This window comes from Bacteroidales bacterium, from assembly GCA_014860585.1.
Lineage (GTDB): Bacteria > Bacteroidota > Bacteroidia > Bacteroidales > 4484-276 > RZYY01.
Map to the genome: position 1 here is coordinate 56,558 of JACZJL010000107.1, position 13,606 is coordinate 70,163.

Sequence of the window (13,606 nt, forward strand, 5' to 3'; positions counted from 1 at the left end):
GTTTAATTTAATAGTATACAACCTCCACCTCAGGGCGTGCAGCACGGAACTTATCGATGGTTCGGCTGGTTATCTTTGTATTGTAGCATTTGACCAGCTTCAGATTGGGAAGTGCCTGCACCTGTTTCAGGTTTTTAATCCTTGTGTTAAAACAGTCGAGCTGCTCAAGGCCTGTAAGATACTCAACACCCTTCAAACTTTTAATTTGTGTTCCGGAGATATTGAGTTTGCGCAACTTTGCAAGCGGTGCAAGAAACAACAATTCACTAACAGCTGTATTTTGAATATCAAGCACTTCAAGTGTTACAAGTTCCGATAATGGTTGCAGAGATTCGATCGGATTGTTGGGACAAATCAGGGTATGGAGCCTGTTCAACGTACTTAGAGGCGCCAGGGAGGAAATCCTTGTATTGGAAAATCGGACTTCCTCGAGCAGGATCATCTTATTGAGGTATTCAAGGCTTGTAATTTCGAGCGAACGCTCTGAAAGTGCTGATTCATCAAGGTTAACAACCCTTAAGTTGGCCAGCTCCTGCAATTGTTCACGGCTTAATTCGGTGTTGGGAGTAATATATTTTTCGGCCAGCGATTTCCAAACTTCGGGCAATTCATCCCACCACTTTCGCAAATCATCTGTTTGATAAACGACCAGACATCCCGGGTGCCTGATTAAAAATTCGATGATCTCTGTTTCATCCACAGGTGCATCATCACAATAGATGACTTTCAGACTTCCAAGTTCCATGATGGGGAGGAACGAAGTTACATTGGTGTGGTCAAAGGAGATTTTGGTAAGCTTTGTAAGATCTTCGAGGGGTGACAAATCACTCACCTTTGTGTTGGAAAAGTTGAGCTCGCGAAGATCGGACAAGTTACTTACCGGAGTAATATTGGTAATGCCCGTTCCCTGGCAGTATATCGCGTTGAGCATCGGCATGTTTGCGACAGGATCAAGAGAGAGCAGTGCCTTATTCTCAGCTATGTTCAGTGTTCTCATTCTCGTTACATCATGCAATTCTTCCTTGGTGGGATTTGCAAATAGCGCAACTTTATCTGCAAATACACTTTTCCATTCGGGCAACAGGTCGTTCCACCAATGTTTCAATTCAGATGTTTCGTAAATGACCAGCACCTGCGGATTGATTTCATTGAAACGCATTGCTTCATTGCGGGTTACGCGGGCCTGATCACAATAGATCGTACTCAGATTCGGCAATCCGCTCAATGGCGACAAATCAGATACCGGTGTCTGATCAATGAACAGTAATCTCAGGTTGGTTAAACTGCTCAGTGGTTCGAGTGTACTCACCGGAGTGTTTTCAAATTTTAAAAAGACCAGCTCGGTCAAGTTCTTCAAAGGATTGACGTCAGTAATGTTAGTCGCTGAAAAATCAAGCCGGTCGAGAGATTTCAGTGAACTCACCGCACCTAAGGTATTAAGACTTGTTCCTGAAATATCTAAGTCTTTTATATTGACAAGCCCTGTTAGCGGATCCAGGGTCTTGATTTGAGTATGACTTAAGTTTAGCCGGATCAATTGGGTGAAATTAGCCAGTGTACTGATATCTGCAACCTTTGTATTTCCTGCATTCAACTCCTGCAGTTTGGTTAAGTATCTGATCGGTTCAAGTTCATCAATCAGGGTGTTGGAACAATTTAAAAACTCAAGGTGTGAAAGGTTCCTGGCCGGCATCAGATCAAAAACCGAAGTTCCGCTTAAATCCAAATACTTTATTCGTGGAAGCTTTGACAGGGGTTCGAGTGAAACAATTCTTTTCCTGCCCGAAAAATTGATAGTGTCAACCTGGATAATTTTTTGGATCTGTCTGTCAATAAGAAGTGCCGAAATGTTTCCGGTATCAGATAAAGCGATTTTTAATGTGTCAAGTTCATTTAATGAGAATGCACCCTGGTTTACCCTTCTCTGGATGATCACATCAAATGCTGCAACAGAATCATTGAACCAGAGGACATGCTTCATCCTCAGGGTGTCTTTCAGCATTACATTTTCACCCAGCAGGTTCCGCCAGGCAGTGGGCAAATCGTTCCACCACCGGCGTAATTCCTCACGCTCATTGAGTTTGGTGGTATAAATACTTGCAACTTTTAAATCTTTATTCTCGTCGGTAAGATTGATTTCAATATATCGAAGTCTGTTGGAATCAACTTTATTCCCTTCAATGGTGGTTCCTTTAAGGTTGCGGTTTATGATAACTTTGAAAAAAAGCTGATTCTTCTCGTTCACCTGCTGTTCAATTTCCTGGATTGTGAAGGTAAACGCCACTTCTTTAAAAAAGAAGTCAATGTCTTTCAGGTAGGCCTGCACATCTTTATTTAAAGGCACCTCACGATTTTCGTCAAGATCATCCTCAACCTGTACTTTTTCGTTTTCAAAAATTTTAGTCCAACTCTGGTTGATAATAATATCTTTTTCCTTTGTCGAAACCTCAGGATTGCCAAGCGTATTGAATGTAAATTGGAGAAAAGAAACCATTTGGCCGGCGTCTTCCTTGTAACGTGCTAAATCTTCAGCAGATAGCGACTGTGGCTGTTTTTGAGCTCCCAAATACCCCGTGCAAAGGAAATAAAAAGCAAATGGGAGGATGAAATACAATAAACTTTTATTCATATTCAAAATTATAGCGGATCAATTAGATGAATGCATTACTCCCTGCGGTGGATAAAACTGATCAAACGCTCCTTCTGCCCGGTTTCCAGTTTGATAAGGTTAGAAATAAGCCAACCCCGGTTCAGTCCCGGCCTGTTAAACTCCTTGATCTCGACGTACCAGCCATCAATCTGAAAAAAATGAAAAGTTACATCAGTAACTTGTTGAAATTTCAGTTGATTATTACGCAATTCGTAGAGAAAAACAGACAGTTTATCCATTTCAAATCCCTGCTTGAAATAGTCGCCGGTGTATTCACCCGAAGAAAATACACGGTCGAGATTCATAAAATCCAACTCGTGGCTCATCGGGTGTAAAAACCGTGAAACCGACATTTCATCAGGCTTGTAAAGGTTTTCATAAGGGGTAAAATAAACATCATCGATTACCCATTTCGATCCAAGATTTTCCTTCACTAAAACCATAAACAAAGTAATGTTTACCCGGTCACGTCCGCGTAGAAACGCTACGTTTGCCTCCCCAAACCATTCGCCCCCGTGAAAATCAATAAAACGAGGGGCATCCGATCTTGTCACATCATTCACAAAAGCTTCTTTTAGCAGATCGGGCATGTTATTACCGGACTGATCAAACAACATGTTGATGTATTTTTTTCTCAACTCCGATGACCGGTATGAAGGATCGGTGGTTGACAACCTTACCCCTCTTACGTCTTCCTCGCCGTTGAATCGCCTTAAGAATTGGTTGACCTGCTTGGTTTCGGCATAAAATGAGGCCTCTTCATCCGAAGTGCTTCTGTTTAAGCGCAGATAGGAACCGTTATCCTGGCCTTCAGCCTGCAATACCACGAAAATGAAGAAAATTACCAACGCTCTGATCAGTTGCATAGGGATATGATTTGATGAATAATGAATTGGTAAAGAGGTTGATCGTTTGCCTGGATTGATTGTTGGTAAATGTTTGATTTTGATGGTATAAATGCTGAACATTTAAAACCGCCGCAAATACGAAAATTATCTTCTACAATTCGTTTTGCAGCGGTTGTATTATTCAGGATAAAAAAACTCAGGGCATGGTTTCAGCTACCCTGATATCACCAAGAAGCACATCCCAGAACCCAATCAGGCGGCCTCCAATCTGGGTCTGTTTGCGCTCAACATACACTGTAATGTCTTTTTTGGTTGTATCAACATATACCAAATTATCGCCAACCCTGCCCTCAAACCGCTGGTAAATCGTGATTACACCGACGTACCTTCCGTCAGGTTGCTTTTCCAGGTCACTGATATATTCAATATTGAACCACTCGATATTGACCCTGTCGTAGTTAAGCGCCATCAACCTTTCGAGGTAAGTACGGACTCCCCAATACTTGACTTCCGTTGAATTGAGGGTTGAAACTCCCATCATCGCTCCATCGGCAAACAACTCAAGTGTACGGTCAATCACCCGGTTGGCTTCTGACCATGGCGTTTGTTTATTACCGATAATGCTGATATATTTTCCAAGGTCTCTTACTTTCTCAAGTGCCAGGCTGTCAATAGCCATTTTACGCTCAGGGCTGATGTTATCCTGGGCAATCATTGGAGTGCCGATCAGGAACAAAAACAATACGGTTATTGCGGTGCTCTTCATATTATTTACTGTTTAATAAGTTCTAATTCAGTGATCTTACCATTGGCATCGTACTGGATATTATGCACCCTGTTCGGGTTTTTTCCCTGGTCTTTCAGATACTCGAGATACCGTTTAATGGTTGTTGGCTTGTCATAGTCTTTGATATCGCTATCCATAAACACGATAATAAGCACAGGAACATCCGGTGATGCAAAAAACTTTAAAGCATCACTAATCCTTGTGTTGGCCAGATCCACCGTGTTTGCTGATGCAATAGCATCAAGGTAATCTTCAATTTTATCGAACTTTTGTTCTTCCAACTGTTGCGCTGCTGCCGCTTCCTGTTCTTTGCGCAATCGTTCTTCCTCAAGCCGCTTTAGCTCTGCCTTTTGCCGTTCGATGGCTTTTTCTGCTTCAACAATCAAAGCATCTACTTCATTGTTGTTGAGGTTCATCGCTTTGATATCAGCCACTTTTTTCTCTTTCTGGGGAATGGTCATGTCTCCCTGGTCATTGATAATCATAAGCAGGTCTTTTTTGGCCTGCTCGATCTTTGCAGCAAGTTCTTCTGCAGCTTTTTGTTTGGCTATCTTTTTCTGGCTTTGGCAACCCGAAAAACCAACACCTACAATTGCAACAATTAGCAGGAGAACCAGCCTTGGCATCATTAGGTTTTTAATTTTTACAAGCATAATTTGGACAATTAATAATTTGATTTTTAATTCATTAAACTCTCGCAAATATAGGTTTGATTTATATTTCATTTGATCGTTCAATGCGATTATTATTAAAAACTTATGAACAATCAAAATTTCCAGACTAACGGAACTATCGTTGAAATTATTTCAAATGCCAAATCAGGGACTTATTTAAACGACCTGTTACAATGATCATGTTGATTCCAAAATCAAAGAATAACAACCAGAATTGATGAGAGATGGAAAAACGATAAGAGTGAAGCTATGATTAAGTAAAATTTAAAGCTTGAGTATTTCCTTGATTTTGCCTGGTACCGTGTTCCTATTCACCATTAAATAGATCGTTTTGTAGCGCATGTAAGCCTCTGATGCATAGAATAAACCACTATAAATGTGACCGTCGGTACCCCATGAGTTTTTAATGATATAATAGGTAGTGCCGTTCTGGTCTTTTGCCCTGCCGATAATTTCTATTACATGGTCGTCAGTAGTGGAATAATTATCAAATGATAGTTGACGGATTTCCTGAGTGATGACTTTTTCCTTCACCGGTTCGGAAAAACCATAAAGCATTTTGTCACGTTCTTCTTTCGTAAGTGCTTCCCATCGCTCTTTTTCAGTGCCTGAAAGGTCGGGTTTGTCCTCGTCTGGAACTACAGCAACTCCATTTTTCCATGAGAACCCTTTTTCGCTGACGTCAGCAGCCCATGAAATGGTGTGCCCTTTTTCCAGTGAGCTGTTGATGATCTCCATCATTTCGTCAAGTTGAACATTGTAAATCTGTCCAAGCATCCAGTTGTCCGGAATTTCGATGACGAACGGTTGATGAAAAGAGTGATGGGTAAATGAGCCAACTTCGATGTATTGATCAAGATTAAGTCCCAACTCATCTGCAAACGATTTGGGTGTATATTGTTTCCCTTTGTAGGTAAAATTTTTGGGATATGGCCCCATGTAGGCATCGAGCAATCCTTCGAAACCCTTTATCCAAACGGGAGTAAGTTTTCTGTTGACATTTTTTATGACCCCATCAACATAACTTTTCAGCACTTCATCCATTTCTCCATGAACAAATAGATCCTCGCCAATAACGAGTCCATTGTAAGCTTCTTCAGGTACAATGCCATACTTTCTTATGATTTCGATCACATCGTGGGCTGCGCCACCCGACCCGAAGTTTTTCTCACCATGCCAGCGAACATATTGGATAGCCTTTTCGAGGTAAGCCTGCCGGATAATAAAAGCCTCTGACAGATCAAACTCGCCTTTACCCGCTTTTAATAACTCCGACTCAAGAAATGCTACTCCTGAATAACTCCAGCAGGTGCCTGAACGATATTGATTCTTTACAGGAGTTGAGGTAAGTCTGATTTCATCAGTAAATGTGTAGCCTTTACTTTCATTTTCCTGTGCAACTATAGACTGAAAACTAATAGTTATTGTAAAAAATGCGGTCAACAGCAGGTTACATTTTTTCATCCGGGTATGATTTTGAAATTTATAAAAGTTGCTGCAAAGCTAATAAAATGCAAATTTTATCAGCATAAAATAAAAAAGGTTGCCAACATAGTCGGCAACCTTTTTTTAATATCGGGAAACATCGATTAAACCTCTTCTTCATCAAAATTTCATCATTCCATTTGAAGATTCAACTTAGTATCACATCCGCCGACAGAATTACAAGTGATAAAATTAGCTACAAGTCAAGTCAATAAATTCAAAACTCATCATTCGGCAGATGGTTTCCCGATACCTTTTAACCTAAAAACCCTGTTCATTATGAAAACCAATTACTCTCTCTTCTATTCGGAAAACAAATCTTTCAATTTTAAAAGAACTTGTCAGTAAATTTGTGTTTTGAAACTGTAAAGCTTATCATCAAAATCACGCTGCAAAGATAGGCTCGCTCTATACTCTGGATTTCAGCAAAAAAACGTATTTTTAAAAATAGGTAAAAACACCTAATTTCGCTGTAGAATAGCCTACCGCTCAATTCAAAATATCTTTGGAGATGTATTTTTTCCCTTCCAGAACATGCTGGATTGCATTATTTAATTCCAAAGAACTGGTATTTATTAGGAGATATGCTGATGCTCCGGCCTGGATGAGTTCTTCTGCCAGTGCAATGTCTGTGTAAAAGTGAAGAGCAATAATTGGGGTTAACGGTTTCATCTGACGGATTTTTTGTAAGAAATTCCTGCTGTTGCTTATTGAAGAGGACAAATCAATCAAAATCAAGTCGGCAGTGAAATCTTCAGCAGGATGACCATTCGAATACAAATTTGCGGGCTTGATAAATGAAAAACAGCATGACAGTTCACTGTTCAGCAATTCGCTGAATGCCTGGTTTATTGACTGATTTTCCCCAATTATGATCGTTTTCATTGGAACCTGTAGATTGATCCAAAAATTCAAGCGCAAAGTAAAATAAGTTATTTCCGAATTAAGTAGTAAAAAATACTGATTTCTTTGATCGGCAAAAAAACCTATTTCCTATGATAGGAGCAGGGGGGTAAGACTATCTTTTTTTCTTGAGTAAGTTGTTCTCGATGGCAAATTTTACCAGTCCTGCGGTATTCCTTGAGCCGGTTTTTTCGAGTAAATTACGTCGGTGGGCATCAACTGTACGCACACTTACGAATAATTTTTCGGCGATCTCCTGGTTGGTAAATTCATCAACAATCAATTGCAAAACGTCCAGTTCTCTTGGTGTAATAGGGATTGGCTCTCCAAAAATCTTTCCGGTGGAGGTTTTCTTTCTTACCATTTCCATCATAATGACGTTTTTAACCTCCTCGCTAAAATAGTTTTGACCCTCCATCACAGTATTGATGGCTGTAATTAACTCTTCCCGACCGGAGTTTTTAAGGATGTAGCCTCCAACACCCGCTGAAAGCATGTTTTTAATGTGTTCCTGTTCGCTCAGCATGGTAAGGGTGAGGATTTTTACGTGCGGGAATTTTTCAGCCATCTGCCTGGCACATTCCAGTCCATTCATGATAGGCATGTTTATGTCGAGTATGACCAGGTCGGGGGATAGTTTTTCAATTTTTTCAAGTGCTTCAATGCCGTTTTCAGCCTGGCCAATGATGAGAAACCGCGACTCGCCATGAAGGAGCGATATGATCCCATCGCGAACAATTTTGTGGTCGTCCACCAAAAGAATCTTTATTGTATCTGCGGTTGTTGTCATTTGTTACTACAGCGGAATTTGAATTGTTAATGCGGTGCCTTTTCCCGGGGTGCTGTCCATCTCAAAAATTCCCGACATTGCCATCGCTCTGTTATTAATATTTTTGATCCCCATCCCTTTTGATTCTTTGGCGTTTTTTCGTAAATCAAACCCTTTTCCATCGTCTTCAAAAGTATATATAATTTCCTTCGTGTGCAATAGCAACTGAATAAAAATATGGGTTGCCCCGGCATGTTTTAGGGTATTATTTAGTGCTTCTTGCGTGATGCGATACAGGTTCAGTTCAACATTACGGGGAAGTCTGACATCATTTCTTAAATTTTCATAAAAGGTAATTTTCAACCCACCAGATTTCTCGATTTGACTAAAAAGTGACTTTAAAGAGGGCACAAGACCAAAATCATCAATGGCTTTTGGCATCAGGTTAAGTGCAATGTTTCTACTCTCTTCGATGGCATTGTTCAGGAAAGAATAGCCAATTCTAAATTGGTCGCGTTTTGCTTCATCCAGGCGTTCTATAGCGTTCTTAATTGCCCCAAAGTTAAGACTAGCAGCTGTCAGGTTTTGTCCGAGGCCATCATGAATTTCTTTGGCGACCCGCTTGCGCTCCCTGTCTTCACCTTCGATTAGGGAGCGGATGACCATTTTTTCGGCTTCACGAAGTAAAGTGATATCATTAACGGCTGCAATTACCGCTTTTTTACTTTCGTACTCAATCATGTCTGTTCTCACCTCTGCCTGAATTTTTCTTTTGCCATTAATTAGCAGTGTGAGTTCCGTGGTTGTTGAAAGTTCGCTTTTTAGCAATGCTTGTAACTCGTCCAGTGAATACATCAATAAGTCCGGACGAATATCCTGAATACTTAGTTTAAGTAAATCGGTGCGCGAGCATTCAAAAAGCTTTTCTGCCGCACTGTTGACATCATAAATGTTACAGCTCCCGAGATCGAAAATGATGAGTGGGACCGGGTTTGTTTCAAAAAGCAGCCTATAGCGTTTTTCAGAGTTTTCAAGCTTTTTTTGTGCAAGTACCTGCTCGGTTATATTGTACTGACTGCCCCAGATACGGACCAGCCTGCTGTTTTCGTGAATTCCTACCAGGTTGTTGGAAATGTAAAGTTGATGGCCATTTATGTCCCTGTCAAGGGATAATTCGTTGTTGAGCCTGTAACCTGAATGAATGAATTTTCGTAAAAACTCAATATTATGTGGATTGTCATCACCACCCTGTAGTTGTGCAAGGGTAAATCCCTCCATTTCGTAAGCGTGATTATAACCATACATGGCGGCGAATGAATCGTTACATGTTTTTATGTAGCCGTGATTGAAAAGTATGTCAATCTGCTCTTCAACAGAAGTGTTTTCATCAATAGGTTTTTCGATTTCATGCAGGAATATTCCTTCATTGGCATATTTGATAAAACTGCTATAAACATCCAGCCAATATTTCAGGTCAAGTTCAAGTTGCTTTCTTGCTGTAATATCCTGGCTCGTGCCAATAAATCGCAGAGGTTTTTTGTTCTCATCCCATTCTGCAACCTTTCCTTTGCTTAATATCCATTTCCAACTGCCATTTTGATGTCTTAGCCGGTGTTCAATAATTAAGTGACCTGGTTCTCCAGATAAAAAGAGTTTAATGGAATCTTCAAGTGCTGATATGTCATCAGGGTGAAAAAGTTCACCATATTGTTCGGCTGTATAACGATCAACATTTTCAGACAATCCGATCATTTCACACCAGGTCTCGTTCACAAAAACATTTTGTGTTATGATGTCATAGTCCCACAATCCGAGATGACCACCCTGAAGTGCTATTTCGAGGCGCTCTTTATTCTCGAGTAATTCCATCTCATACAATTTATCTTTGGTGATGTTTTTTGAGGCGCCAACAATTTCGAGCAGTTGACCCTGGTCATCGAATAAGGCATTTACATTATCCTGCAAATAAACCTTTTCACCTTTTTGGTTGGTGAAGACTGTATAGTATTCGACAGAAGAATTTCCGAGCTTGATGTTTTCCTGAAAAATTTTTAAATTCTTTTCATACTGTTCTTTATCAATAAATTCAGAGAAGTTTCTTCCGACCATTTCTTCAGGGCGAAATCCATAGATAGGATCGCTTGACCTGTTGATAAAAGTGATTAATCCATTGGCATCAACGGTCCATATTACATCATGCGACAACTCAACAATTTGCTTGTACCTGCGCTCGCTACTTTGGAGTATGTCTTTTAATTTCACAACAACTTTGATTTGCTTTCTCACAATCAGATAGATCAAAACAGCAGTGAGGCAAATGAACATCCAGCCTTTGTAGGTCTGAAGTTCTTTGAGCAGATTAACATCAGAAACCATGCGGTTGAGAAAGCGGTCGGACAATAAAATCCAAAGAAACCCGAAAATAAAAAAGTAGATTGCGGTTTTCAACGCCGGGCGGTTGTATTCATTAAATCGGAACATGGCATTTATATTTTTAGGTTCAAAACGAAGCCGTGTTAAATCGTTAAATCATATGGCCAGCTGGCAGTAAGAAAGTTATTTTCTCTTCAGCATATTTTTAATCTGGTTGAGCTTCATCAACGCTTCTACAGGTGTAAGTGTGTCGATGTTGATGTTTATAATTTCATCCTTGATTTGTAATAGCAACGGATCGTCGAGTTGGATGAAGCTTAGCTGGTAGTCGTCTCCGGTTTTTGAGGCGGGTTTCAGTTTTTTATTCAGTTCGTCCTGGCTATGGCTTTTTTCAAGGAGTTTAAGCATTTCATTGGCGAGTCCAATCACTTCATTGGGCATTCCAGCCATCTTTGCCACATGAATGCCAAAACTATGCTCTGTACCTCCCGGAACAAGTTTTCTTAAAAAGATCACTTTGTTGTTCATCTCTTTTACCGAAACATGGAAGTTTTTTATACGCTTCATCGAAGCAGCCATTTCGTTAAGTTCATGATAATGTGTTGCAAAAAGCACTTTGGGCCGAAACAGCGGATGATCGTGCAGGTGTGCAGCGATGGCCCAGGCAATCGAGATGCCGTCGTAGGTGGAGGTCCCCCGCCCGATTTCATCAAGAACAATCAGACTCCGGTTTGAGATATTGTTGAGGATACTTGCCGTTTCGTTCATTTCCACCATAAATGTTGACTCCCCTGATGAGATGTTGTCGGATGCGCCAACTCTTGTGAATACTTTGTCAATTAATCCTATTGACGCTGAACCGGCCGGAACAAAACTACCCATCTGTGCCATCAGCACAATCAGTGCGGTCTGCCTGAGCATGGCAGATTTACCTGACATGTTTGGCCCTGTGACGATGACGATTTGCTGTTTTTTGTTATCAAGAAAAAGATCGTTGGGAACGTAAGCCTCCCCCGGTGGGAGTTGTTTCTCTATTACCGGGTGGCGCCCTTTTTTGATATCGAGTACAAAGGAGTCGTTGATCTCGGGCCTCGTGTAACTGTTTTCGCCGGCTATTACAGCAAAAGAAAGCAAGCAGTCAATACGGGCAACAAGGAGTGCGTTCAGCTGGATTGGTTCGATGTAATCAGCTACATTCAGCACCAAATCATTGAATAGTCGGTTTTCGATTTCGAGAATTTTCTCCTCAGCGCCCAGTATCTTTTCTTCATATTCTTTGAGTTCGGAAGTAATATAGCGCTCCGAACCAACCAGGGTTTGGCGGCGTTCCCAGTCGTCAGGCACTTTGTCTTTATGGGCGTTGGTGACTTCGAGATAATATCCGAAAACGCTGTTGAAAGCAATTTTTAATGATGTGATCCCGGTACGTTCAATTTCTCTTTTTCTGATTTTGTCAAGGTAATCCTTCCCTGAATACAACAACAACCGCAGGTCGTCAAGATCGGTTGAAACACCGGAACGGAATACCCTGCCTTTATTCATCAAAGCTGGTGGGTCAGCTTCGAGTTCCTGTTCAATTTTATTCCGGATCAACTGACAGGGATTTAACTGGTCGGCGATTTTTTTTAATGGTTCAGCACCTGAAATTTCGCAGCCCTCTTTGATTTTCTCCACAGCAAAAAGTCCCCGCATGATCTGTATCATCTCCCGGGGACTAACCCGCCCGACGGCAACTTTGGAGATCAGCCGCTCTATATCTCCGATTTGTTTGATGTTGTCGCGCAGTATTTCTGTAAGTTCCGGAGTGTTCAGGAGATACTCAACGATGTCAAGTCGTTCACCAATATTCTTCTTAATTTTCAACGGCATGGTGATCCATTTTTTCAGCATGCGTGACCCCATTGGTGAAATGGTTTTATCCATCACCTGGATGAGTGTGGCGGCATTTTCGTTTGGCGAGTTGAGAAGTTCCAGGTTTCGGATCGTGAACTTGTCCAACCAGACATATTTATCCTCTTCAATGCGGGCGATTTTGCGGATATGACCCAACTGGTTATGTTGAGTTTCGGCGAGATAGTGAAAAGCAGCGCCGGCGGCAATCACACCATGGGTTAGCTCTTCCACGCCAAATCCTTTGAGTGATGGCGTCCCAAAATGTTTCAGAAGTAAATCCCTCGAAAAATCCTCTGTAAATACCCAATCATCGAAAGTGGTGAGGTAAAACTTTTCACCAAACTGCTCAGTAAACTGATGACGCTTACTTTTCTGTATAATGATTTCACTCGGTTTAAAGCTCTGGATCAGTTTATCGATGTATTCGTTGGAACCCTGTGTCAGGTAAAATTCACCGGTGGAAATATCAAGGAAAGAAATTCCCGAGTTTTTCGGCAGCAGATGGATACTTGCAAGAAAATTGTTTTCCCTGTGGTTGAGTACTTTGTCGTTGTATGAAACGCCAGGTGTAACCAATTCGGTTACCCCTCGTTTTACAATTTTCCTGGTCAGTTTTGGATCTTCCAACTGGTCACAAATAGCCACCCTCTGTCCTGCCCTGACCAGTTTAGGTAAATAGGTGTCAATGGAATGATGCGGGAAACCGGCCAACTCAACGTAGGAGGCGGCGCCATTGGCACGGCGCGTCAGTACAATTCCCAAAATATTGGAAGCCTTGACTGCATCTTCGCCAAAAGTTTCATAGAAGTCGCCCACCCTGAATAACAGCAATGCATCAGGATATTTAGTCTTGATGGCAGTGTATTGCTTCATCAAGGGGGTCTCCATTGCTTCTCTTGATTTTTTAGTGGTCAAAATGGCAAAAATTTCAACAAAAATAATCTAATCAGGGAATTGAATTGACATCCTGTGAATAAGCCGGGTACCTGGGAAAACGTTTATGCAGGCAATTGGCAATGCATTGACTATTATTCCTTAACATCAGTGGTTGCAGGAAAATGTTCAATCAGTGAAAATCAGTGATTAAGAATTCTTCGCGCTCTTATGAGACCACATTTAAGCTTTTAATTCTGACTTAGGGCTTAATATTGAAATATTCGATAAACCATTCATTATCAAGAGCATTTCAGTCCCAAATTCCTTAATAATTCTTAATGGGAACAT

Annotated in this window: 9 protein-coding genes; all 9 read right to left on the bottom strand. The window is 41.0% G+C overall.

Annotated features, from left to right (window positions below):
* Window positions 1-7: 7 nt before the first annotated feature.
* Window positions 8-2,629, bottom strand: coding sequence for a leucine-rich repeat domain-containing protein (locus tag IH598_11375; protein ID MBE0639111.1), 2,622 nt, complete (start codon window positions 2,627-2,629; stop codon window positions 8-10).
* Window positions 2,630-2,664: 35 nt separating this feature from the next.
* Window positions 2,665-3,516 (bottom strand): hypothetical protein, encoded by an 852-nt coding sequence (locus tag IH598_11380; GenBank protein ID MBE0639112.1) that lies wholly within the window; start codon window positions 3,514-3,516, stop codon window positions 2,665-2,667.
* Between the two features lie 178 nt (window positions 3,517-3,694).
* On the bottom strand, window positions 3,695-4,264 hold the full coding sequence (locus IH598_11385; protein ID MBE0639113.1) for a hypothetical protein: 570 nt from the start codon (window positions 4,262-4,264) through the stop codon (window positions 3,695-3,697).
* 5 nt (window positions 4,265-4,269) lie between these two features.
* Window positions 4,270-4,911 (bottom strand): hypothetical protein, encoded by a 642-nt coding sequence (locus IH598_11390; protein ID MBE0639114.1) that lies wholly within the window; start codon window positions 4,909-4,911, stop codon window positions 4,270-4,272.
* A 312-nt stretch (window positions 4,912-5,223) separates the two neighbouring features.
* Complete coding sequence (locus IH598_11395; GenBank protein ID MBE0639115.1) at window positions 5,224-6,423, bottom strand: aminopeptidase; 1,200 nt, start codon at window positions 6,421-6,423, stop codon at window positions 5,224-5,226.
* Between the two features lie 510 nt (window positions 6,424-6,933).
* Complete coding sequence (locus tag IH598_11400; GenBank protein MBE0639116.1) at window positions 6,934-7,329, bottom strand: response regulator transcription factor; 396 nt, start codon at window positions 7,327-7,329, stop codon at window positions 6,934-6,936.
* Between the two features lie 133 nt (window positions 7,330-7,462).
* The gene (locus IH598_11405) at window positions 7,463-8,137 is read right to left on the bottom strand and encodes a response regulator transcription factor (protein ID MBE0639117.1); all 675 of its coding nucleotides are present in this window, start codon (window positions 8,135-8,137) and stop codon (window positions 7,463-7,465) included.
* A gap of 6 nt (window positions 8,138-8,143) precedes the next feature.
* Window positions 8,144-10,597: a PAS domain S-box protein gene (locus IH598_11410; protein MBE0639118.1), complete on the bottom strand. Its 2,454-nt coding sequence runs from the start codon at window positions 10,595-10,597 to the stop codon at window positions 8,144-8,146.
* 75 nt (window positions 10,598-10,672) lie between these two features.
* Window positions 10,673-13,255: a DNA mismatch repair protein MutS gene (mutS, locus tag IH598_11415; protein MBE0639119.1), complete on the bottom strand. Its 2,583-nt coding sequence runs from the start codon at window positions 13,253-13,255 to the stop codon at window positions 10,673-10,675.
* Between the last annotated feature and the right edge of the window lie 351 nt (window positions 13,256-13,606).

Bases quoted from the DNA above. Each gene is read 5' to 3' on its own strand.
- IH598_11375 (MBE0639111.1), bottom strand. From the start codon at position 2,629: ATGAATAAAAGTTTATTGTATTTCATCCTCCCATTTGCTTTTTATTTC.
- IH598_11380 (MBE0639112.1), bottom strand. From the start codon at position 3,516: ATGCAACTGATCAGAGCGTTGGTAATTTTCTTCATTTTCGTGGTATTG.
- IH598_11385 (MBE0639113.1), bottom strand. From the start codon at position 4,264: ATGAAGAGCACCGCAATAACCGTATTGTTTTTGTTCCTGATCGGCACT.
- IH598_11390 (MBE0639114.1), bottom strand. From the start codon at position 4,911: ATGCCAAGGCTGGTTCTCCTGCTAATTGTTGCAATTGTAGGTGTTGGT.
- IH598_11395 (MBE0639115.1), bottom strand. From the start codon at position 6,423: ATGAAAAAATGTAACCTGCTGTTGACCGCATTTTTTACAATAACTATT.
- IH598_11400 (MBE0639116.1), bottom strand. From the start codon at position 7,329: ATGAAAACGATCATAATTGGGGAAAATCAGTCAATAAACCAGGCATTC.
- IH598_11405 (MBE0639117.1), bottom strand. From the start codon at position 8,137: ATGACAACAACCGCAGATACAATAAAGATTCTTTTGGTGGACGACCAC.
- IH598_11410 (MBE0639118.1), bottom strand. From the start codon at position 10,597: ATGTTCCGATTTAATGAATACAACCGCCCGGCGTTGAAAACCGCAATC.
- mutS (MBE0639119.1), bottom strand. From the start codon at position 13,255: ATGAAGCAATACACTGCCATCAAGACTAAATATCCTGATGCATTGCTG.